Annotated in this window: 18 protein-coding genes; 10 read left to right on the plus strand and 8 right to left on the minus strand. The window is 44.6% G+C overall.

The window, feature by feature from the left end; genetic code table 11:
- The first annotated feature begins 9 nt into the window (after window positions 1-9).
- From AACQ75_RS05815 to AACQ75_RS05830, 4 genes are read left to right on the plus strand one after another with little or no spacing between them, the layout of a single operon-like run.
- On the plus strand, window positions 10-558 hold the full coding sequence (locus AACQ75_RS05815; protein ID WP_231564188.1) for a chemotaxis protein CheW: 549 nt from the start codon (window positions 10-12) through the stop codon (window positions 556-558).
- On the plus strand, window positions 542-1,420 hold the full coding sequence (locus AACQ75_RS05820; protein ID WP_064625292.1) for a CheR family methyltransferase: 879 nt from the start codon (window positions 542-544) through the stop codon (window positions 1,418-1,420). Before AACQ75_RS05815 ends, AACQ75_RS05820 begins: the two co-directional genes overlap by 17 nt.
- The gene (locus AACQ75_RS05825; protein WP_013856765.1) at window positions 1,420-1,938 is read left to right on the plus strand and encodes a chemotaxis protein CheD; all 519 of its coding nucleotides are present in this window, start codon (window positions 1,420-1,422) and stop codon (window positions 1,936-1,938) included. The genes AACQ75_RS05820 and AACQ75_RS05825 overlap by 1 nt, the downstream gene beginning before the upstream one ends.
- Before the next feature lie 34 nt (window positions 1,939-1,972).
- Complete coding sequence (locus AACQ75_RS05830) at window positions 1,973-3,046, plus strand: protein-glutamate methylesterase/protein-glutamine glutaminase (protein ID WP_013856766.1); 1,074 nt, start codon at window positions 1,973-1,975, stop codon at window positions 3,044-3,046.
- Between the two features lie 65 nt (window positions 3,047-3,111).
- Here the strand turns inward: AACQ75_RS05830 and AACQ75_RS05835 are convergent, their stop codons facing one another.
- From AACQ75_RS05835 to AACQ75_RS05845, 3 genes are all read right to left on the minus strand, one after another.
- Window positions 3,112-3,411 (minus strand): hypothetical protein, encoded by a 300-nt coding sequence (locus AACQ75_RS05835; RefSeq protein WP_017043621.1) that lies wholly within the window; start codon window positions 3,409-3,411, stop codon window positions 3,112-3,114.
- A 246-nt stretch (window positions 3,412-3,657) separates the two neighbouring features.
- Entirely contained in the window at window positions 3,658-5,058 is a 1,401-nt protein-coding gene (gene asnS / locus AACQ75_RS05840) for an asparagine--tRNA ligase (protein WP_026028293.1), read from the minus strand.
- Between the two features lie 154 nt (window positions 5,059-5,212).
- Window positions 5,213-6,844 carry a methyl-accepting chemotaxis protein gene (locus AACQ75_RS05845; protein WP_017048608.1) on the minus strand — a complete coding sequence of 544 codons (1,632 nt, stop codon included), beginning with the start codon at window positions 6,842-6,844 and terminating at the stop codon, window positions 5,213-5,215.
- 305 nt (window positions 6,845-7,149) lie between these two features.
- Here AACQ75_RS05845 and queD point away from each other — a divergent pair, with 305 nt between their 5' ends.
- Window positions 7,150-7,509 (plus strand): 6-carboxytetrahydropterin synthase QueD, encoded by a 360-nt coding sequence (queD, locus tag AACQ75_RS05850; RefSeq protein WP_010320709.1) that lies wholly within the window; start codon window positions 7,150-7,152, stop codon window positions 7,507-7,509.
- A gap of 103 nt (window positions 7,510-7,612) precedes the next feature.
- On the opposite strand, the gene AACQ75_RS05855 is transcribed toward queD, so the two are convergent.
- The gene (locus AACQ75_RS05855) at window positions 7,613-8,812 is read right to left on the minus strand and encodes an HNH endonuclease signature motif containing protein (RefSeq protein WP_064625287.1); all 1,200 of its coding nucleotides are present in this window, start codon (window positions 8,810-8,812) and stop codon (window positions 7,613-7,615) included.
- Between the two features lie 619 nt (window positions 8,813-9,431).
- Between AACQ75_RS05855 and AACQ75_RS05860 the strand changes: the two genes are divergently transcribed.
- Window positions 9,432-13,169 (plus strand): M66 family metalloprotease, encoded by a 3,738-nt coding sequence (locus tag AACQ75_RS05860; protein WP_170888458.1) that lies wholly within the window; start codon window positions 9,432-9,434, stop codon window positions 13,167-13,169.
- Window positions 13,170-13,273: 104 nt separating this feature from the next.
- On the opposite strand, the gene AACQ75_RS05865 is transcribed toward AACQ75_RS05860, so the two are convergent.
- The 4 genes from AACQ75_RS05865 to pabB form a co-directional block, all read right to left on the minus strand.
- The gene (locus AACQ75_RS05865; protein ID WP_013856773.1) at window positions 13,274-14,635 is read right to left on the minus strand and encodes an L-serine ammonia-lyase; all 1,362 of its coding nucleotides are present in this window, start codon (window positions 14,633-14,635) and stop codon (window positions 13,274-13,276) included.
- Window positions 14,636-14,736: 101 nt separating this feature from the next.
- A complete protein-coding gene (locus AACQ75_RS05870) occupies window positions 14,737-15,990 on the minus strand; it encodes an aromatic amino acid transport family protein (protein WP_017047579.1) in 1,254 nt (417 codons plus the stop codon).
- Window positions 15,991-16,289: 299 nt separating this feature from the next.
- Window positions 16,290-16,919 (minus strand): CoA pyrophosphatase, encoded by a 630-nt coding sequence (locus AACQ75_RS05875; protein ID WP_017044764.1) that lies wholly within the window; start codon window positions 16,917-16,919, stop codon window positions 16,290-16,292.
- Window positions 16,920-16,984: 65 nt separating this feature from the next.
- On the minus strand, window positions 16,985-18,376 hold the full coding sequence (gene pabB / locus AACQ75_RS05880) for an aminodeoxychorismate synthase component I (protein ID WP_170888383.1): 1,392 nt from the start codon (window positions 18,374-18,376) through the stop codon (window positions 16,985-16,987).
- A gap of 176 nt (window positions 18,377-18,552) precedes the next feature.
- Between pabB and AACQ75_RS05885 the strand changes: the two genes are divergently transcribed.
- The 4 genes from AACQ75_RS05885 to AACQ75_RS05900 all read left to right on the plus strand — a co-directional run bounded on the left by AACQ75_RS05885 (window position 18,553) and on the right by AACQ75_RS05900 (window position 22,909).
- Window positions 18,553-20,073, plus strand: a complete 1,521-nt coding sequence (locus AACQ75_RS05885; RefSeq protein ID WP_170888384.1) for a fumarate hydratase — start codon at window positions 18,553-18,555, stop codon at window positions 20,071-20,073.
- A gap of 103 nt (window positions 20,074-20,176) precedes the next feature.
- On the plus strand, window positions 20,177-20,362 hold the full coding sequence (locus AACQ75_RS05890) for a hypothetical protein (protein WP_010320694.1): 186 nt from the start codon (window positions 20,177-20,179) through the stop codon (window positions 20,360-20,362).
- A gap of 145 nt (window positions 20,363-20,507) precedes the next feature.
- On the plus strand, window positions 20,508-21,887 hold the full coding sequence (locus AACQ75_RS05895) for a YcjX family protein (RefSeq protein ID WP_170888385.1): 1,380 nt from the start codon (window positions 20,508-20,510) through the stop codon (window positions 21,885-21,887).
- The gene (locus tag AACQ75_RS05900) at window positions 21,884-22,909 is read left to right on the plus strand and encodes a YcjF family protein (protein ID WP_094126914.1); all 1,026 of its coding nucleotides are present in this window, start codon (window positions 21,884-21,886) and stop codon (window positions 22,907-22,909) included. The genes AACQ75_RS05895 and AACQ75_RS05900 overlap by 4 nt, the downstream gene beginning before the upstream one ends.
- The last annotated feature ends 94 nt before the right edge of the window (window positions 22,910-23,003 follow it).

Raw genomic sequence — 23,003 nt, forward strand, 5'->3', positions numbered from 1 at the left:
GAGGTGAATGTGGCTAATCTTATCCCGGTTGAGGCTAACTCGATGATATTGGCTAAGTCCAATACAGAATTAGCACAAGATCAACAGTACTTAACATTTCAGCTCAATGGTGAAATGTACGCCTTTGCGATTTTGCATGTTAAGGAAATATTAGAGTATGGCAAAGTAACTCAGGTGCCAATGATGCCTGACTACATTCAAGGCATTATTAACTTGCGTGGTGAAGTGGTACCTGTCGTCAATCTAGCTCGGCGTTTTTATCTTAAACCGCAAGAAGTGAATAAAAAGACTTGTGTTGTCATTATCGAAGTGACGAATGAAGAACAGCGTCAAGACCTAGGTGTTATGGTTGACAGTGTTTCTGAAGTCATTGAAATATCAGGTAAGTTTATGAGACCTGCCCCTAATTTTGGTACCAAGATCCGGACCGAATTTATTTGTGGTATGGCTCAATTCGATGAAGAGTTTGTCATTATTTTAGCGGAGGATAAAGTCCTATCTGTTGAAGAGTTGGCCATGATGGAACAGGTCAAAGAGCAGAATGAACTTGCAAGTTAAGCACAAATCTCAGCAACTTGGGAATTCAGCCATGGAGCAAATGTCCATCATCAGTGATGCAGACTTTGAGTTGTATCGTGGCTGGATATATCAATCTGCAGGTATCGCACTAACACCCAGTAAGAAAGCGTTGGTGGTTGGGCGTCTAAGCGGGCGCTTAAGAGAGCTCGGTATAAGTTCATATCGGGACTATTTTGAGTATTTGACGAAATTTAGCGATCAGCAAGTACGTAAACTTGAACAGCAACGAGCCATCAATTTGCTGACCACCAATGAAACGTACTTTTTCAGAGAAGAGGCCCATTTTGCTTATATCCAGCACCATCTCTTCACTGTATGGGGGAAAAAACAGATCCGTTGCTGGAGCGCAGCAAGCTCGACAGGTGAAGAGGCTTATTCTCTGGCAATGTTATTAGACAGCCGTTACCAAGGAGAATGGCAAATAGTTGGTACCGATATCAATAGTCAAGTGTTGCAAATTGCATCACAAGGTATTTATCCGATGCTACGCCATGAACATATACCGAAAGCCTATCTCAAGACGTATTGCCGAAAAGGCATTGATACCAAGCATGACACATTGAAAATTGTTAATTCATTAAGGAAAAAAGTAAAATTCGGATTAGCGAACTTACAAAATCAGTTGGATGAACTTGGTCACTTTGATCTTATTTTTTTACGTAATGTTATGATTTATTTTGATCAAAATACCAAACAAAGAGTCATCAGTAACGTTACGAACCGATTAAAAAGTGGCGGTATTTTATTAATAGGCCACTCTGAAACATTAAACGGACTCAACTGCGATGACTTGCAATTACTGCAGCCGTCTATCTATCAAAAACGAGGGATTCGTGATTAATGGCGAACGAATTTTTACCTAAAACAGAGGCTCTGAACTTGATGCCTGGCGAGATATTCTTTGGTCATCACAGAGGTTGGATTCATACGCTGCTGGGTTCGTGCGTTGCCATTACGTTATGGCATCCAAAAACGCAGTTAGTGGGTATGTGCCATTATCTGTTGAGCCAGCGATCCGCCCTAGGTGAAGAGGCCAAACAACCTGAAGGCTATTATGCTAGCGATGTTGTGGCGTACTTTTCCCTTCAGTGTCGACGACATCAAATCAATCCTAAGGAATGTGTTGTTAAAGTATTTGGAGGTAGCACTATGTTTGCAGGTCACTACAGCAAAGTCGCTTCGATAAATGTTGCACAACAAAATGTGCGACTGGGTATGCAGTTACTGAAAGAGCACGGTTTTCAAGTAAGCCGCAATGATGTGGGTGGAAAGCGTTATCGTAAAGTATTTTTTGATGTCCAAAATGGTGATGTTTGGGTTCAATATGGGCGATCTTCTGCAAGAGAGGTAGCTTATTAATCAGCCATTGAGTGTCGACTTATAGAGGCATTACATGAAAAAAATAAAAGTATTAATCGTGGATGACTCCGCGGTTGTTCGGCAAGTGATCAGCGCTTTGTTGAGTAATGAACCTGATATTGAAGTGCTTACTCCCGCTTCTGATCCCATATTCGCTCAAAAAAAAATGGCTGTTCAATGGCCAGATGTGATTATTTTAGATGTAGAAATGCCTCGTATGGATGGTATTACGTTTCTTAAGCAACTGATGGCGGAGCATCCGACGCCTGTCATCATTTGTTCTACACTGACGGAACGTGGTGCGGAAGTGACTATGCAAGCATTGCAAGCGGGTGCGTTGACGATTATCACTAAACCCAAAGCAGGGTTGAAAGATTTTCTACAAGAAAGTCGGCAGGAAATGTTAAGTGCGGTGCGCGCCGCCGCACAAGCAAAGCTAGAAAATATTGTTAAACCCAAACCTCATGTACTCAAGAAAGTACAGCAAACAATGCCGAATCCGAATCACTCGACATTAACATTGAAGACCACACAAAAAGTGGTCGTGATCGGCACATCTACAGGTGGGACACAAGCTTTAGAAGCGATCTTAACAGCATTGCCAGCAGTCTCTCCGGGGATTGTTATCGTGCAACATATGCCCGAAAAATTTACTGCGATGTTTGCTGACCGGCTCAATGGGCTTTGTCAAATAGAGGTCAGGGAAGCAAAGAATGGCGACCGAGTTCTTCCGGGGTTGGCATTGATCGCTCCGGGGGGCCGTCACATGCAACTGAATCGAAGTGGTGCACATTATCAAGTCGAAATCAAAGATGGCCCTGCAGTTAACAGGCATAAACCATCAGTCGATGTACTTTTTCGCTCAGCGGCAAAACATGTAGGCCCTAACGCTGTCGGTTTTATTTTGACGGGAATGGGAGATGATGGCGCACGAGGTTTGCATGAGTTGAAAGAGAGCGGTGCCTATACAGTTGCACAAGATGAAGCAAGCTGTATCGTTTTTGGTATGCCCAAAGAGGCAATCGAACGTGGTGGTGCTTGTTCGGTGCTACCACTCAATCAAATAGCGCAGGAAATATTGCAACGAGCTTCATCGAGGCACTTATAGATCAGATCTTCATTTATTTTTAGTTGAAACCGACTTGTTGAGACGCTCCCAACAAGTCGTAGTAGTTACTTTTTTAAGCCAATTTGAGATTCGATGGCTTCGGTTTCTATTTCAGGGTGTTCGGCGAGCTTTTCTGAAGCCCATTGATTGATATGCTTCAAAATAGCCGACACGGCATGTTTTTTTGTTGCTTGCTCATTTTCTGCCACATCTAACGCTTGTTTAGGCTTTAAGCCAGTAGCATCTTCTGCGATATGAAGCCAATCAGGATGCCAGTAGTAAGGTTGACCAGAAGGGGTCATCCAGCCATGAACACCGTTTGTTTCACCATTGTACTGCAAATTATCTACATCATTTTTTTTCATATAAGTTCTCGTCATGGATCGATCTGAATACGTGGTTAATGTAACTCGGTTGCATAGCACAATAGAGTGAACATGATCATGTAATTGAACTAAATGTAACAAAGGAAGATGAAATTGAGGTGATTTTGATCTCATGTTTATTTGAAATTCACTCTATTGTTATTGAGAGTGAACACTGATTGTTGGGGAAATAAAAAAACCACCGAGTTTAACGTCGGTGGTTTTTACAAAAATCGTGTTTGATTTTTAGAAGTTTGCAGAGCGTGGTGTACGTGGGAAAGGAATCACATCACGCACGTTGCCCATACCGGTCACATAGGATACTAAGCGCTCAAAGCCAAGGCCGAAACCCGCGTGTGGTACAGTACCGTAACGACGTAAGTCGCGATACCAACTCATATGTTCAGGATCTATGCCCATTTCAATCATACGCGCATCAAGAACATCTAAACGTTCTTCACGTTGAGAGCCACCGATGATTTCACCAATACCTGGGGCAAGAACATCCATTGCAGCGACAGTTTTACCATCGTCGTTTAGACGCATGTAAAATGCTTTAATGTCTTTAGGGTAGTTCTTGACGATCACAGGCGCTTTGAAGTGCTCTTCAGCAAGGAAGCGCTCGTGTTCAGAAGAAAGATCAATGCCCCATTCAACATCAAATTCAAACTTACGACCTGAATCGATTAGGATCTTCACAGCATCGGTATAGTCTACTTGCGCAAAATCTGAATTAACGAACTGCTCAAGACGAGTAATTGCCTCTTTGTCGATACGCGAAGCAAAAAACTCAAGGTCATCACGACGTTCTTCAAGAACGGCTTTGAAGACGTACTTCAGCATATCTTCAGCCAGTTTCGCGACATCGTTTAGATCAGCAAACGCGACTTCTGGCTCTACCATCCAAAATTCTGCAAGGTGGCGGCTCGTGTTTGAATTTTCAGCACGGAACGTTGGGCCAAAAGTGTACACTTTGCTTAATGCACAAGCATACGCTTCGGCATTTAACTGTCCTGAAACTGTAAGAAATGTCTCTTTGCCGAAGAAGTCTTCATTGAAATCGACATTGCCTTGCTCAGTACGAGGAAGGTTAGCGAAATCCAGCGTTGAAACACGGAACATCTCACCCGCACCTTCTGCATCAGAAGCGGTAATCAGCGGCGCTGACATCCAGAAATAACCTTGCTCGTGGTAAAAGCGGTGGATGGCTTGAGAAAGGGAGTTGCGTACACGAGCCACTGCGCCAATCACGTTGGTGCGTGGGCGAAGATGCGCCACTTCACGAAGATATTCAATTGAATGGCGAGTTTTTGCCATTGGGTAGGTTTCAGCATCTTCAACCCAGCCAACAACCTTCACCTCAGTTGCTGCAAGTTCAAATGCTTGACCAGAAGCTGGGGACTCAACAATCTTACCTGTTACTTCGACAGAGCAGCCAGTAGTGAGCTTTAGCACTTCGTCATTGTAATTATTCAGATTATTAGGGACCACGGCCTGAATCGGGTCGAAACAAGAGCCGTCATAAATGGCAAGAAAAGAGATTCCAGCTTTGGAATCACGACGAGAACGAATCCAGCCTCGGACAGTCACTTCACTGTCAACGGCCAGCTTACCGCTCAATACGTCTGTTACAGGCGCGTAAGTCATGTTTGATATAGTCTCCATTGAGGTAAAAATTCAACCCAATGTTCAAAGGTATTCTCACTATATAAAGTGGACAAAAAACAAGCGAAACATTGGGTTGCTTATTACTTTTTAATTCAATGGCACATATTACCTGTCAATTCGTTCGCATCAACCTTTATTGTCGATTCGTGGCCGAATTCTTAGCAGAAAGCGTAAATTGATTCATCAATGTTTCTAAGCGCTGCGATAGCTGTTTTAAATTGACGCTGATTTCTCGGGTTTGCGTTGCCGATTGAGACGTATCATCAGCATGTCGAGTAATGACTTCGATCTTCCCTTGAATTTCTTGGCTGACTTGTGTGGTCGTTCGTGTTTGATCTTGAATATTGTTTGCATGATCAAGCACCTGCTGCATCTCTTGTACGGCATTACTCATTGCGGAAGATAAAACTTCGACTTCATTTGAACGTTGATGCGCATGTGAGCAAACCAAATCAACTGAGGCGAGCGATGTTTCACTGTCACGTTGGAATTGAGCTATGATTTTCTCAATGTTTCCAGTCGCTTCTGCTGTTCGTGAGGCGAGTTTTCGCACTTCATCGGCCACGACCGCAAAGCCTCTCCCTTGTTCACCCGCTCGTGCTGCTTCAATCGCCGCGTTTAAAGCCAGCAAATTAGTTTGTTCGGCGATACTTTTAATCGTTTCAAGAATGGAGGAAACCAGCCCTGTCTGATTATTAAGTTCAGAAATTTTATCTTTCACGGACTCGATATCGCTTACCAAACCTTTGATATCTGCGCTAGCTGTATGTGCTTGCTGTGCACTTTGTTGAGCGACATTAGCGGTATGTTTGATAAGCTTTGATGCATCAACGGTAGCTTGATTAACCGTCTGTTGTTGAGATTGCATCTCTTCAATATTGAGCTGAACGTCAGAGGTTTCACGCTGCTGATTTTTTGCCGCTTGGTTGGTTGTTTGTGCTACGTCGGTTAACTGGTTTGCTGAATCGGCAAGCGAATGAGAGGTCTCTTGCACTTTTGCCAAACTGTCCGAAACCGTGTCCATTAAAGAGTTGATGGAGACCGCGAGTTGTCCGAGTTCATCTTTTTTGGTGCTGATAAGTCGTTTTGATAAATCTTTGCTCTTACTGATTTCACACATGAATCGTGACGTATGCTGGATAGGGCGAACAATCATCTTGCGGATCAAAAAAAGCGTGATCATAAATCCGATAAAGGCAATGGAAGCCATAATAATAACGGCAATGACAGTGTGAGTACTGATCATTTGGTTTACATGGCTCAGGTTATATTCAAGACGAATAGCTCCTAAAACGGTTCCTTCTTCCGCCATATGACAAGATACGCAGTTTGTGCCTCGGTAATCTAGGCTTGATTTCATCGGTAAGGCGACGACCAATCCTTTCCCCCAGGAAGCATTGAATGGTTCAATGACGGTTTCCCCGGCCAGTGCGCGTTTATCTATCTCGTCCATTGGCTGTTGATTTTCTTTTCCAGGACCATAAAGTTTACTGACCGCCTCTGAACGTAACACTCGCACCTGTTCAATACCATCTTGCGCGAGTGCCTTTTGGCGCAAGGTCTCTTTCTGAGCCATGGTACCAGTCAACATCATCATATTGAGGCTATCAAAGTAGTTACTCGCTTTATCGTGTAACTGCTCGCTCAACACCGAATTGAGCAGGTCACGTTGTTGTATATATTGATAGCTGGTTGATACCGTTAATACAAAAGCAAAAACGGTGATGAGCGTAAGTAGCAATTTAGACGTAATTGTTGAGTTCATGATAATTTTATTATTATTGAGAGGATGACAGTGTAAATATAGCGTTAATATGCACTAGTGCAAAAGTTGTAGTCTTTGGAGTGTGACCCTATACATATTATAGGTTTAACAAATGTGATGTGGCACGTCATGATTCCCTATTAATGCTTAAAATATCACTCAAAGGCGTGGGATTTTCCGTTGTATCACCGTGATAAATTGTACTGCTTCATCTGTCTTGCAATGTAAACAAAGCTGTCTAGAAACTTGTTTCGTGAGTCTATATTCCTTAGTATTGCCTCTCTTTTAAAAGCTTGAGAACCAAGATGAAAACAGAATTATACAAAGAGTTTATGTTTGAAGCCGCGCATCGTTTACCTCATGTACCTGCAGGGCATAAGTGCGGCCGTTTACATGGGCACTCTTTTTTAGTTCGTCTGTATGTAGAAGGTGAGGTCGATCCTCATACTGGTTGGGTGATTGATTTTTCTGAAATTAAAGCGATATTTAAACCTATTTATGATCGTTTAGATCACTATTACTTGAATGACATTGAAGGGTTAGAGAACCCAACCAGTGAAGTGCTTGCGAAATGGATTTGGCAACAATTAAAGCCAAGCTTACCACTGCTCAGCAAAGTTGAAATTAAAGAAACCTGCACGGCGGGTTGTATTTATAAAGGCTAATACCAGCAGATAATTCCCAACAATAAACAATAAACAATAAACAATAAATAACAAGTAGATAGGCACTACTATCGCGCCTATCTACTTACCCAATATAAAGAGCCTAATGACCCCAAATTTGACTTACATATTCAGGATGATCGATATAGGGATTTCGGTTACCTTGAAATTGATAAACGGCGTCATTGCGCTGGCGTTCTTTAGCACTCACAGGATCTTCTTGGTGCCAACGCTTTAGCATCGCCAGAGCCCAAGCTTCAAAAACCACGGTACTAGTACCATCAAGTATGGCATCAGCGTTGTCAGTATTTCCTTGCCAGCTGCCGATACGGTTCTCGTAGCGGGTTGCTATGTAAAAATAGGCGCGCGCTAGATCGCCTTTAAATTCATCAATAGGCTCAAATACGGTGCCATTATAACCTAGCGTATTGCTTGCACTGCCAAGTTTTGAACCATTACTTGAGGTATAAGTGATATGACCAACTTCGCCAAATGGCCAGTTACTGCGTTTTGCATTAACAAAACCATCAGTGGCAAACAAGTGGTGACCGTCGGAATTCATTGGCTCAACGCTGCCCCCAAACCAACTTTTAGGAAATGAGTGTTCCCTATTGTAACAATCGCCTTCTCGTCGATACTGACCACACTGATCGCTGACTTTAGTAAAACTAACACTGTCGTTGTTGTCAGGTTTCTCAGAATAGATATCTAACATTGAACCGTCATTCTCATAGTAGTTATCTATGTCTGCATTTTGTAATAGTGTCCAAATTGCGGAATAACCGCGGCTATTATGATTCTTTATGATGTTGTATAAGGCCGTTTTTAGTTCAAAACCTGTTTTTCCTATCGCGGCTTGATAATAGTCATGGTTAGCGGGAGGTGTTGATTCACCAAGTAATAAGCTGTTTGATTGGTTGTATTGAAATTCTCCACCAGAGGCCAGTATTTCCGAGCCTTTGGCTAAGGAATAAAGGCCATTGCCAGAGCCACAGCAAATACCATCACCATAACTGTCATGGATGGTGAATTGATATTCACCATCCGATAAGCATATTTCTTGACTATAAGATGTGGAGTCTGAGTAATTATTACCCGCATAAATAACCTGTGAGAGGCTGTTTTTTATTTCCCAACTTGTTTCAGAAGCGTATTGATCGGTGGTTAAATTCAGAGTCAGGTTGTGAGCGCGACATGTCACATGGCTTGATGGTTGCTCAGCGTTACTATTTTCTGTCTGCGCACTGGTAAGGGGAGAGCAAAGCAGTGCCAGTAGGGTAAGGTATGAAATTTTCGTTGTCATAATTTTCTCATTGGATAGTTAAATCGCAACTAAGATAACCATTTGCTCAGTCAATAAATTAAACCTATATCGCATTTTAATTTGTTATGTATGTGATGTTTCATTATTTATGCAGGAGATCTCACGTTCAGAAGGCTGTGCAAAAAGGTGTACATAAAAACCTACGCAGTCTGCATATGTACAATCTCTTTTCTTACCGTGACTGACACGCTGCCATTTAGTCAATATCTGTGCGATAAAATCGCCAAAAAGTTGATCGCTTAATCCTCTCAATGCTCATGAACAATCGTAATCATTCTCTTTTGGTGTGCGTGTTATATTCTTAAGTATCATTGTTTCTGATTGATTTTAATAAAATTATTTATTGTTTGTATGCATTTTTGTTGCACACTTTTTCGCGTGAATTCTCACTTTCAAGACGTCAACCTCATTGGGTTGGAACCCTTATCTCGTTACGGACATAGTGATTCTATCGAAATGAAATTAGGTAACTAATAATGAATCGGTAACCCAGTTGTCTATATCCGGAATCGATTGTTGCTTAACCAGCGCAGATTTCGTGGGTTGCTGCTGCTGAAATTCAGGCACGTCACTATAAACTAAAATGAGCAATCCAATGATGAATAAGAAACCATTAACGCTTCTGGTAGCAGGGCTACTGGGAAGCGCACCCGTTTGGGCGCAAAATGAGCTCACCTTGATCCAGATCGGGGAAAAAATCGTCGAGCGATTAGAATCGATTAAAGCGACCGCCGAACGTGGAGAAGGGGTGTTTGAACGCAACGGTGAGCGTTGGATCCACTATAAAGGCTTCGATTATCGGCTTAGTTACAAAAATGATCTGCAATTCCCCTTTATACCTTATCAAAGTGGCGATGATACGCCTTATCGCAATGTGATCGATTTTGTCGATCAGAGTTGGGAATTCATGGTGTACGACGGCGGTTTTTATCTGATGAGCCGCGAATTTGGTGTTTACGAATCGGACGAGCAAGGCTGCTTTGTGGAATACATTCCTGCGGCACACGGGTCTAAGCGCGCCGATGGTAGCTATATTTGGCAACGTGATGTCATCTATCGTACCGAAACCTCTGATTGTGGTGCGTTAGTGAAGCCAGAGATTACCTCGTTAACCGTCTCGAGCCTGTCTGATGTCGGTGTGTCATTTGACTGGCTTGGGCAAAATGAAGCCGATAAGACTCAGCTCACCTTAACCAATTTGAGTGATGCGAAGGATGTTCGCCGCTATGATTCGGTTTCTGCGGGCTTTTTTATCGGTGACCTTAAGCCAAGCACATCATATGAGATGGTGTTGAACTCGTGTAATTCAGTGGATTGTGCTGAGCCCAAGGTAGTGCGCTTTACTACTCAAGATGCTCGAGTCGGTTTTGCCGATGAAATCCCAACCCCGAACCATTTGCAAGGCAGTTTAGAGGGTGGGTTGGGCATTACTCAAACCCATACATCAGTCGCGCCGAATAGCAATGAGTTAACTGGTCAAGGTCATTTGGACGTGATCATGAACCGTGAAGCGATGCTGCTGTTTACCCCGCAACAAGGGGAAGAGATTAACCAAGTCCGCGCCGAAGTGTTCCTCGATGGCGAATTAGTGCACACCACCTTGATGCTGCCGCCCAGTGCTCTGGCCGCATCGGATCAGCCAGAGAATGGCCGTATGAAGGTGGTGTTCTCTCATCACGCTTGGTCACTGCCGCTGCAATGGAACTGGATGAAGCCGGAGCTCTCACTGCGCTTGACCGACAATTTAGGCCGTGAAGGTGTGCTCAGCCAAGGAGACATCCAGTTTGGTGGTGCGCCTGAGTTGGTGATTCAAAATATCGACATGGGCATGCTGACTCAACCGCGTAACCGCAATACGATGATTCAAAATCTTCCAACTTTGGCCGCGGATTATTTCCAAAAAATACCCGCGTCTAAATTGGTGATGGCTGACTACACTCCTGCCTATTTTCCTGTTGTCACTATGCCAAATGGTGTGGTGTACACCGATAAGAGTGCGAGTACGGGTGGTTGGCACAGCGGCGATATGCGTGAAGCGATCGGTAAAGCGTTGGTCTCTACAGGTGTTAACAACGCCAACGTCGGCATTGTGAGTAGTGCGGGTTATTCGCAGCAATACAACCGCCGCTACAACCACATTACCGCACACACCAACGTCGGGGTGTATACCAAAGAAGGTACAGATTTAGCTCAAGTTGTGGTTCATGGCGGCAGTGGCGGTGGCGGCATCGTGACACTGGAAGCGACGACAGGTAACGAGTGGTCTCATGAGCTTGGGCATAACTATGGTTTAGGTCATTGGCCGTACATGGCCTCAATTCACGATCTGGAGTCCGGTTGGGGGTGGGATGCGTTCCACCAACGCTTTATTGGTAACTTACACTGGAAAGGCGATGTTTATACCCAACAGCAAGGTGATGATATTGTGCCACCGTTTAAAGATGCCTTCCGTTTCCTGCGTGATGCGCAAAATGGCGGTGAACAAGAGTACGTGGGCACCATCAGCCGCTTTACCTTGGAGCATCCGGCTCAGTCACGCAAAGCACAGCGTTGGATGAACAACGGTTTTAACCTTGATAGCAACAGCCCAAGCGGTTATGTGCAGTGGGATCAGAGTACCCAACGTTATGAAGCGGTAGAAACCGATACACCGAAACCGCAGCAAGTGGGCGTACCCGTAGTTACTTTATTGGGGATTTACGATCCGCAGAATGAGAACCCTAGCCAAATATATCCTCTGATTTACTCGAATTATGGCAACGTGTTTGAGCTGCCACAGCCAGATCAAGGGGATTATCAGTTGGAAGGTTGGCAAGCGGTGGCGAACCTGACTCAGGCACAGCTCGATAGCGATATTTGGCAAACATTACGCATAGATGGTGAGCTGCAACGTTTGTGTAAGTTTACTTTCCAAGCGGCCAATGGCGATAGATCGCAGTTTGTCGGTGGAGTTGAACCCAGTACCGACCGTTGTTCTGTTGGACGCGATGTGACATGGAACATCAACGTGAACATGACTTCTGCACAAGGCGAGTATGAACTGCTTTCCAAGTATGGTCGCGGAACGGTGACTTACACACCGACGGCCGATGTCGGTGAAGTGAGCCTATGTACACTCAATAAGTCTGGAAATGATCACGATGGAGCTGGATTTGTCGTCGGTAACCAATGTGAACAGGTTGCAGGTGTGATGCATAAAAATGGCCAAACGTGGCGCTATGCCATTCGTGGCGATGAAGTGTTGCGTCCTACTTACCAGGTTCAGGGCCAGTGTCAGTTGGATGTTGAATTTGCAGATGGGATCCACGAACAAGTTCGATTAAGTGCCTCTCGCCACGCTGGCAATGAAAGTAACAAGTTCCACGTTAACTTATCGATGGAGAATGGAGTACCAACTCAAGTGAGTTTGCATTGTTCGGATCGCGGTGGTGAAACAGAACTGATTCGAATGACGCCAGATCAGAACCCGCTGCTGGATAAGCTCAAAGGCCCAATCATCATTGGCCAAGAGTACGGTTACAGCCAAGTGGTCGATATGACACCAACCTTCGCACAGAATGAAACTCTGCTGAACACGGATTTTGCAACGATCGCTGAGTTTGATGCTTTTGTGGCCGAACACTATGGGCGTGGCGTTCTAAACAATGGCGTGACGAAAGCGGATCGCCGATCGGGGGCATTGTATGTCTACCCGAACCCAGAAACGGGGATGCGTGATTACTTTGTAATGCGTATGGTAGATGCTGGCGCATTCCCGGCCGATCAAACCAGTAATCAAGGTTGGAAATACCTAGGTTCGGCAGATCGCTATGTGAACTTTGCTTTCAACCCAATCAAGCTCAATAGAGCGGTTGGTGTGAGCATTGAAGCGCGTGTACAAAGCTACTTTGGTGTATCTCGCTTATTGACATGGGATGAGCGTACCTCAACCACTTGGGATAAGGCGCAAAATGCGGTGTTTGTTGGGCAAATCGATGGTGAAAACCATTACTTTATCCAAAAACGCCCAGGAGAGGGGGAAGCTTTCCCGATGCTCGGAGAGTCAAACCTAGATTGGGTTTACCTTGGCAGCGACAGCACCATTCAAGCTTATCTTGCGGAATTAAATCGTGATTTAGCAAGCTTTGAACGTTCGTTACTGGAGTGGTATCAACAAGATGCGATGGGCGTGTGGGGCAGTGATGGCCAGCGTGGTCAAGTGAACGATATTTATCAATACGCTTTCCGTGGCGGCTATCATTACTACCGCTTGAAAGTGACTAAGTACGGTTATTTCCCTTACCCAACCGATCCCAATCCAACCAACAGTAGCTGGGAATATCTCGGTCAGTTTTAAGTTCCTCACTGGATCGTGAGGTAAAGTCGTAAAATGCGCCACTCGCTGTTAAGCGAGTGGCGTTAAGTTTTAATGAACGAGGTTTTTAAATAGATAGGTGCTCGTTAGCAAACGACTTTAATCGCTAAACCACCTTGGGACGTTTCACGATATTTGGCGTTCATATCTTTACCTGTCTCAAGCATGGTTTCGATCACTTTATCAAGCGAAACACGAGGTGCCGATGAGCGGCGTAGCGCCATACGCGTTGCGTTGATCGCTTTCACTGCAGCAATACCATTGCGCTCGATACAAGGCACTTGTACTTGTCCCGCGACAGGGTCACAGGTTAAGCCCAAGTTATGTTCCATCGCAATTTCAGCGGCCATGCAAACTTGTTCAGGGCTTCCACCCATCAGTTCTGCAAGGCCCGCGGCTGCCATCGAACAGGCAACACCTACTTCACCTTGACAACCCACTTCCGCACCAGAAATAGAAGCGTTACGTTTGTAAAGCCCACCGATAGCTCCAGAGGCGGCAAAGTAACGGATATAGTCTTTTTCAGTAACGGTCTGAATGAATTTATCGTAATAGGCTAACACTGCAGGAATAATACCGCATGCGCCATTAGTAGGTGCTGTCACCACACGCCCACCCGCGGCATTTTCTTCGTTCACTGCAAAAGCGTACATGTTTACCCAGTCAACGACCGCCATTGGGTCGTTGGTGGTTTTTTCTGAGGTCATTAACTGTTGACGAAGCGCTGCCGCTCGGCGTGGAACACGAAGAGGCCCTGGTAAGATACCTTCAGTATTCATACCACGGTCCATACATTCGCGCATGGTTTTCCAAATATTGGCAAAGTAAGTACGAACTTCTTCATCAGAATGCAGTGCTTTTTCGTTAGCCATAACCAGCGTACTGATGGAAAGACCACTCTCTTTACATTGGTTCATCATCTCGTCAGCGCTAGTGAAGACATAAGGAACTTTAATTGGGTTCTCTTTTTCTTTACCAAAGTTTTCTTCATCAACGATAAAACCACCGCCGATAGAGTAGTAGGTTTTTGAGTAAACGACTTCATCATCGATCCACGCGTGGATCTGCATGCCGTTTTCGTGCAAGGATAAATTCGTTTTGTGGAAATTCATTCCACCTTCTTTAGGAAATGATACGGTATGACAGTGCATACCAACGGGAAGACGCTCGGTTTCTTCAACGCGTGCGATAAAGCCTGGAATAGCATCGATATCAACTTTCTCAGGGGTATTACCAGCAAGACCCATGATGATAGCGATATCTGTGTGGTGACCTTTCCCTGTCAGTGATAATGAACCATAAACGTCCACGGTGATTTTAGTGATGTCGCGCAATTTTCCCATTGAACGTAAATCATCAATAAACTCTTTACCCGCTTTCATCGGTCCCACTGTGTGTGAGCTTGAAGGACCAACACCGATTTTATAGATATCAAATACACTAATCATATCGATTACCTCAAAAGTAAGCCCCCCTAGCTAAGAGGGAGGCTCATTATTATAGTTATGTTCTGTATGCAGTATTCATGACGGTTGATATAACCACCAGATTAAAGAGCGCCGTAGATTACAGAAGTAATAGCAGCAAGACCACAGATAGTTGTGAAAATCTGTACTGGTGCTGAAGTCTTGAACTTAGCCATTGCAGGGATCTTGTGCATTGCAAATACAGGCAGCAGGAACAAGATGCCAGCAATCATCGGTGCGCCCATGGTTTCAATCATGCCTAGGATGCTTGGGTTTACAATCGTTACGATCCAAGTTGTCAACACGATGAAGATCAGTGACATTTTTTCAATCTTGCTTACTGAGCTATTTGAGCGAGATTTAATCAAACCAACTAGGCCTTCATGTGCCCCTAAAAAGTGACCAAAGTAGCTAGAGGTAATCGCTGCAAAGGCAACAAGAGGACCCATGTAAGAGATGATTGGTGATTCATGGATGTTTGCTAGGTAAGAAAGCACAGAAATGTTTTGCTCTTTTGCTAACGCGAGTTGCTCTGGCGACAGAGACAGCACAACAGAAAACACGAAGAACATCACAAAACCCATCAGCATCATGGCCGAGCCACCAGTGATCATATCGGTTTTCTTAACCGCGTTGTCACCATGTTGTAGGCGTTGCTCTTTAGAGAACTGGCTAATGATTGGGCTGTGGTTGAATGAAAACACAATGATAGGAATTGCAAGCCAAACGATGGTTGGCATCGCAGACCAATCAGGTGCGACTTCAATCATAGAGGTGTTCCACTCTGGAATAAGGTAGAAAGAAAGTGCTAATAAAATGAAAACCAATGGATACACCATGGCAGACGTTGCTTTTAGCATCAGCTCTTTACCAAATACTACGCCAGCCGTCATTGCCACAATCAGCGCACCAGAAAGTAACCAACGAGGAATCGATTCCATGCCAACTTGGTTAACAAGGAAGGAATCAACGGTGTTTGTGATACCAACGCCGTAGATAAGAACGATAGGGTAGATGGCGAAAAAGTATGCGAAAGTAATAAGGTTTGCGCCAGTTTTACCAAAATGCTCTTCTACTGTGTCAGTAATATCAGAATCAACATTTTTTGAAGAAAGAACAAAGCGAGCTAAGCCTTTATGTGCGAACCAAGTCATTGGCGCCGCAATTAGGGCTAACATTACTAATGGCCAAAAACCACCCGCACCAGCTTTAATTGGAAGGAAAAGTACACCGGCACCAACGGCTGTACCAAAAAGTGAAAGACACCAAGTGAAATCTTTATAAGTCCACTTGCTAGAGGATTGTACGGCAGATGCCGACGAAGTTGTTGTGTTCATATTGTATTACTCATTTTTGGGAACAGGAAATAAGTCGAGCGCATTTTGCATAATTTTCTCATTCGAAAACTAGATCTAAATCATGTAACGTTCTGGCTTATTGAATGATATGTCAAAAACCCATTTTTGATCACGAAAATGGCGTGCTACATGTGAGTAATGTTAATGATTTGGATTAGTAAAAGTTATCAATATAATGCTTCGATTAACATTTATTCATGCCAAACGTTTGCTTTTGGGCGGGATAAGGAAAAATAATCATCCGTGTTATTTAAACTTATGGTTGAATAGTTTGAATATTAATGAGGTTGAATAACTTGTTTTTGCAAAACATGAATGATCTGCGCTGTCATCCCCCAAATAAAATGATGTTGATAAGGGATGGCGAAAACGCGATGTCGTTGATTTTTTACTTGAAATAATTCGCTATAGAGTTTGTTTCGATCAAACAGGTGGTGGGCGGGAACTTCAAATATTTCGTCCACTTCATTGGTATCAATAATGGCCTTGTAATTGGGGTTGATAAAAGCAAGAAAGGGCGTCACTACAAATTTACTGACGGTAACCAATTCAGGCAGTTGCCCAAAAATAGTGATGTCGTTTGCTAGAATTCCAATTTCTTCTCTTACTTCACGAAGCGCAGTGATCTGCAGTGAGCCATCGACTTCCTCATATTTCCCGCCAGGAAAACTGATTTGTCCCGGATGATGTTTAAGGTGCGCAGCTCTTTTGGTTAATACCACATTTAAACCATTCTTCCGCTCAACAAAACCAATTAACACTGAAGCCTTGCGTAGGGTTTGAGGAGCAAGGTGTGCCACACGACGGATAGATTCTTCATGATAAGGCACAGGTTGTTGCAACTGAAAGCGCTGGATAAGCCGATCTTTTGTCAAGGGGGTCGCAGTCTGTACGCTGTTTCTCTTCATTTTCGTTACCTATTTGGATTTTGCGTCTACCTCTTTTTAGCCTAGTTCAATAAACCTTGGAAAGGTTAACGAGAATGTTCAAGCACAGGTAAAATTCGGCTCAGTTTATCCAGTGTCTCCTGATATTCAAGCTCACACTGACTATCGGCAACAATACCGCCACCAGCCCAAACGTGCAGTTGTTGCTTCTCTGCCACCAAAGTTCGGATAGTAATACTGCTGTCCATTGTCCCGTGGCGGCTAATATAGGCGATGCTGCCACAGTAAGCGCTACGGCGGTGAGGCTCTAACTCCTCAATAATTTCCATTGCACGTACTTTTGGTGCGCCAGTAATTGAGCCTCCGGGGAAGCTGGCTCTTAATAGATCGGCCGCGCAATAGGTGGAATCAAGTTCTGCGCGAATGGTACTCACAAGGTGATGCACGGCAGGAAAACTTTCAATATCGAACAGCTTAGGCACATGTACAGACCCCGGTTTTGCCACACGGCCAACATCGTTTCGTAATAGGTCAACGATCATCAAGTTTTCTGCTTGATCTTTTTCTGCGCAAGCAAGGTCTGCCGCGTTAGCGGCGTCAATGCTGGGGTTATCGCTTCTTGGTCGGGTGCCTTTTATCGGCTTAGTTTCGATGATGTTGTGTTTGACCTGCATAAAACGTTCGGGAGAGACACTCAAAATCGCTGACTTCTCTAAGCGAATAAAAGCCGAAAATGGTGCGCAATTAAACGCTTCCAGTTTTTGATAAGCTTGCCATTCACTGCCTTCATAATGCGCTTGGAAACGCTGTGCAAGGTTGATTTGATAACAATCACCACTGAGCAAATAGTGCTGGATTTGCTCAAATTTCCGTTGGTAGCTCTCTTTACTCATGTTGGATTGCCAATCAGAGCGCAATGCAAAATGGCCGTTGTTTTTGGGGTTCTGAGTGTTGAGCCATTGCCATGCCTCATCAATATGATTGCCTACCACATAGGCGGCTTGGTGCAAATGATCAACGACCACAGCCCATTGATAGAGACCAATCGCCATATCAGGTGTGGATAGATCGTGCTCAGCGAGCGTTGGAATTCGTTCTATCTGCCGCCCTAAGTCATAGGCAAAATAACCGAGTGCACCGCCCACGAAAGGAAGGTCTATATCGCTTTGAACATCGGGCAAATACTGCTGCTGCAACTGTTTGATCAGTTGGAATGGGTCTGCCTGAGAATCATAACGAGACTGCGGTTCGCATACCGTCGTTTTATCCCCTTGTGTCACTAAGGTGGCCAGTGGTTCAGCGACTAAAATATCAAAACGGCTATCGATATGCGTCTTAGAGGCGGAGCGCAACAGCATAGCCCACGGGCAGTCTTCGATTTTAGAAAACAATTGGTGAGCGAGTTCGACATGGTAAGTCAGTGCGTTAACTTGGATATGATTGAATTCGTTGTTGTTCATTTGCGTAATTTGTGACAAAGAGACCGATCACTGCATGGCGTGTTGAGTAAAGCAAGAGTATCATAAAATGCAAATTAAAAGCTGCTACTTGATTGAATCACATCAATAAGTTGATTTTTTGCTGAGAAGCTTACCGCTTATTGAATGAGGAACACGCAACAGTCAAGGGAAGCATAACAATAACGAGGCACGCAATGACGGTAATTCGCAAGCAGGATGTGATCAGCAGTGTCGCTGACGCTCTTCAATATATCTCTTACTACCACCCTCTGGACTTCATTCAAGCGCTAGAAAAGGCTTATCATCGAGAAGAGAGCCAAGCTGCGAAAGATGCGATCGCACAAATTCTCATTAACTCGCGCATGTCAGCAGAAGGGCATCGACCCATTTGCCAAGATACCGGCATCGTAACCTGTTTTGTTAACATTGGTATGAATGTGCAGTGGGAGTCTGATCTCACGGTGCAAGAAATGATTGATGAAGGAGTTCGTCAAGCGTACACCAATCCAGATAACCCATTGCGAGCTTCTATATTAATGGATCCTGCTGGTAAGCGTATTAATACTAAAGACAATACGCCTGCTGTCGTTCATATCAATATGGTGCCAGGAAATAAAGTCGACATCCAAATCGCAGCCAAAGGCGGCGGCAGTGAGAACAAAACCAAGATGGTAATGCTCAATCCTTCCGATGACATTGCTGAATGGGTAGAAAAAACCGTACCCTTGATGGGGGCGGGTTGGTGTCCTCCGGGTATGCTCGGCATTGGTATTGGCGGCACCGCGGAAAAGGCGGCTGTGCTTGCTAAAGAATCACTGATGGAGCATATCGATATTCAAGAACTGATTGATCGTGGTCCACAAAATGCGGAAGAAGAACTGCGGTTAGATATTTTTAACCGCGTGAACCGTTTAGGCATTGGTGCGCAAGGGCTTGGTGGCTTAACCACCGTTGTGGATGTAAAAATCAAAACAGCGCCGACTCACGCCGCGTCTAAACCTGTTTGTATGATCCCTAACTGTGCGGCGACCCGCCATGTTCACTTTACGCTAGACGGTACGGGCCCTGCTGAACTTACACCACCAAAGCTAGAAGATTGGCCACAAATTGTGTGGGACGCAGGAGCAAGCGCGCGCCGCGTCAACCTTGATGCGGTTACTAAAGAAGAGGTTCAAGAATGGAAAACCGGTGAAACACTGCTTCTTTCCGGTAAGATTTTAACGGGCCGCGATGCCGCACATAAACGACTCCAAGCAATGTTGCAAAATGGCGAAGGGCTGCCTAAAGGCGTCGATCTTAAAGGTAAATTTATCTATTACGTTGGCCCCGTTGATGCGGTGGGTGATGAAGTTGTTGGTCCAGCAGGCCCGACCACATCGACACGTATGGACAAATTTACCGACATGATGCTTGATGAAACGGGCATTATGGGGATGATAGGCAAAGCAGAGCGTGGACCTGCGACGGTGGAGTCAATCAAAAACCACAAAGCGGTCTACTTGATGGCGGTGGGTGGCGCGGCTTACTTAGTGGCGAAAGCGATTAAGAAAGCACGCGTGGTGGCATTCGAAGATTTAGGTATGGAAGCCATTTATGAATTCGAAGTTGAAGACATGCCAGTCACGATTGCGGTGGACTCGCGTGGCGCGAATGCTCACCAAATAGGCCCAGACACATGGAAAGTGAAGATTGCCGAAGCTCAAAAGAAAGCTTAATCTGATCTCATCGCGTTCTCACGATAACTGCAGCTTAGGCTGCAGTTATCGTCTATAAATCAGTAGATAATTGAAATGCTCATTTGCAAAACTAGGAGGGTAGATGCCTCGTTTTATTAAAATATTACAAATTATTATCGCTATTGTGGTTGGGGTTTTCCTCGGCTATGACCTTATTCTACATGGCATCAGCATCTTCGATGATAAGTACGTCACAATCACCTGCGTGTTATGGGTGATGCTTGAGGCTGCATTGTTTGTGATTTATAAATTAATAGAAGATGATTGAGCCGATGTGAGCGGCTCAACACAGAACAGCGAATTTTTTGGCCAAAAAAGCCTAAGCCTCTGATTCTTGTCAGGGGCTTTTTGTTCATCTCTGATTAAGGTGAATACACATAAAGTAGCGTCATCAAATGAAGTGGAGTGAGTGAATGAAGCACATTCGTCGAGAAATGACTGATTTAATTAACCGTGGATTAGATTCGCACGTTCGAATTGCTGTCACGGGGTTATCGCGAGCGGGGAAAACGGCTTTTATTACCTCCTTAGTGAACCAATTACTGCACACCTCTACCCATGATAATTTACCGCTATTTTCCGCAACGCGTGACCGACGTATTGTGGGTGCAAAACGTGTCCCTCAAACTAACTTAATGGTTCCACGCTTTGCTTACGATGAAGCGATGTCACAGTTACACAGCGAACCGCCACATTGGCCTGTGCCCACTCGTGACGTCAGCGAGATTCGCCTAGCGATCAAATACAAACCTAAAAAGCGCAGTAAAAAATTATTTGGTCACACGGCCACACTTTATCTCGATATCATCGACTATCCGGGGGAATGGCTGTTGGATCTGCCTCTGCTCGAAATGACCTATGAACAGTGGTCAGAACAGCAGTTTTCAGCGCTAAGTGAGCTACGTTCCTCATTAGCCGAGCCGTGGCTTGAGGGGTTAGCTAAACTTGATGTAACGCATGATACCGATGAGCAAAAGCTTGCTTCACTGTCGATGCTGTTTAAGGAGTATTTGCACGCGTGTAAAAATGCCGGTTTGCATTGGGTGCAACCGGGGCGTTTTGTGTTGCCGGGAGAGCTAGAAGGTGCGCCTGTTCTGCAATTTTTCCCATGCCGTAATCCGTACGGTGAAGACAAGCCTGCTCCCAATAGTAATTACAGCATGTTAAAAGCACGCTATGAAGAATACCAAAACAAGGTTGTGAAAGCTTTTTACAAAAATTATTTTGCCACGTTTGATCGGCAGATTGTGTTAGTCGATTGCTTATCTCCACTCAATGACGGCTACGACTCCTTTTTGGATATGCGTCGTGCGCTTGAACAGATTATGCATAGCTTTCGTTATGGTCGTAATGGTTTACTCAAGCGTCTGTTTGCACCCAAGATAGACAAAGTGCTGTTTGCCGCAACCAAAGCGGATCATGTCACCCCTGAACAACACCCGCATTTGGTGTCGTTACTGCAGCAGATGGTTCATCCTGCTTGGCAAAGCGCCGCCTATGAGAATATTGAGATGAGTTGCATCAGTATGGCATCGATACAGGCCACACAAGCGGGTTTTATTGATAGCGGTGAGCGCACCATTCCAGCCTTACAAGGTGTGACGCTCAATGGCGAAACTTTGACCATTTTCCCCGGTGATGTGCCGAAAAAGTTACCTAACAAAGAGTATTGGCAGCATCAAGGGTTTGAATTCACCAGTTTTAAACCAAGAGCATTTAGCTGTGATGAACCTTGCCCTCATATCCGTTTAGATAAAGCGTTGGAATATTTAATTGGAGATAAGCTGAAATGAGTGATTTAAAAACCAAGCAAATCTTTAATCAAAAATTAGAACCACAACAGAAGAGTACGCCAGAGCTTACGGCTCAACAGCAATTTCAAAATAATGAAGCCTTCATTCCAATGCCGATCAGCAATGAAGAGAGTGTTGCGGAAAAAGAGTTGGAGCAAATTATTCGCCCACCACAAGGTCGGAAATGGCGAGCTGCGGCATTAGTTATAAGCTTTGCAGGTTTAATCGGTTGGCAAGCTATCGATTCAGTTATCACGGCGATTCAATCAGCGGACTGGTTAGCATTAGGCTGGGCGGGATTTATTGCTGGTTTGGCATCGTTAGGCTTAAGTACCTTAATCAAAGAGTTGTGGAAGTTACGAGCACTTCGCCATCATTTTAGTATTCAAGAGCAAAGCGAACAGCTTATGCAAACCGACAGCGTTGGCCATGGGCTCGCGTTCTGCCAAGCTCTAGCTAAACAAAGTGGCATAAAAACCGAAAGCCCAGCCTATGATCGTTGGTTAAACAGCGTTAATGCTTCACACAGCGATGCTGAAATACTCGATATGTACGATGCTATGGTGGTGAGTGAACAAGATAAACAAGCAACCAAAATCGTCTCACAATATTCAACAGAAGCGGCAGCACTAGTGGCAATTAGCCCTTTAGCCATCGCAGATATGTTGTTAGTGGCATGGCGTAATTTCACTATGATTGATCAACTGGCAAAACTGTATGGAGTGCCATTGGGTTACTGGTCTCGTCTCTCTTTATTTAAGTCAGTATTGGTTAATATGGCAGCGGCAGGTGCCAGCGAACTCGCCATCGACGCCAGCATGGATCTTCTTTCTATGGATTTAGCCGGAAAAGTATCCGCGCGGGCAGGGCAAGGTTTAGGAGTGGGAATATTGACCGCTCGTCTTGGTTTGAAAGCCATGGCACTGCTCAGGCCGATGACATGGCAGCCTGACAGAAAAGTAAAATTAGGGGCGATTCGCAAACAGATCGTCGCAAGAATCGCCGCGCTTACGGTGAAATAAGCAACATTTATCAAATAATATGCCCGAATGTGAACCTCAAAACATGAGATAACTTGACGCCATACAAGGCTTGATAGAAACTACTGTCAACTTT

It is taken from the genome of Vibrio sp. B1-2 (genome assembly GCF_963888445.1).
In the GTDB taxonomy this organism is placed as follows: domain Bacteria; phylum Pseudomonadota; class Gammaproteobacteria; order Enterobacterales; family Vibrionaceae; genus Vibrio; species Vibrio anguillarum.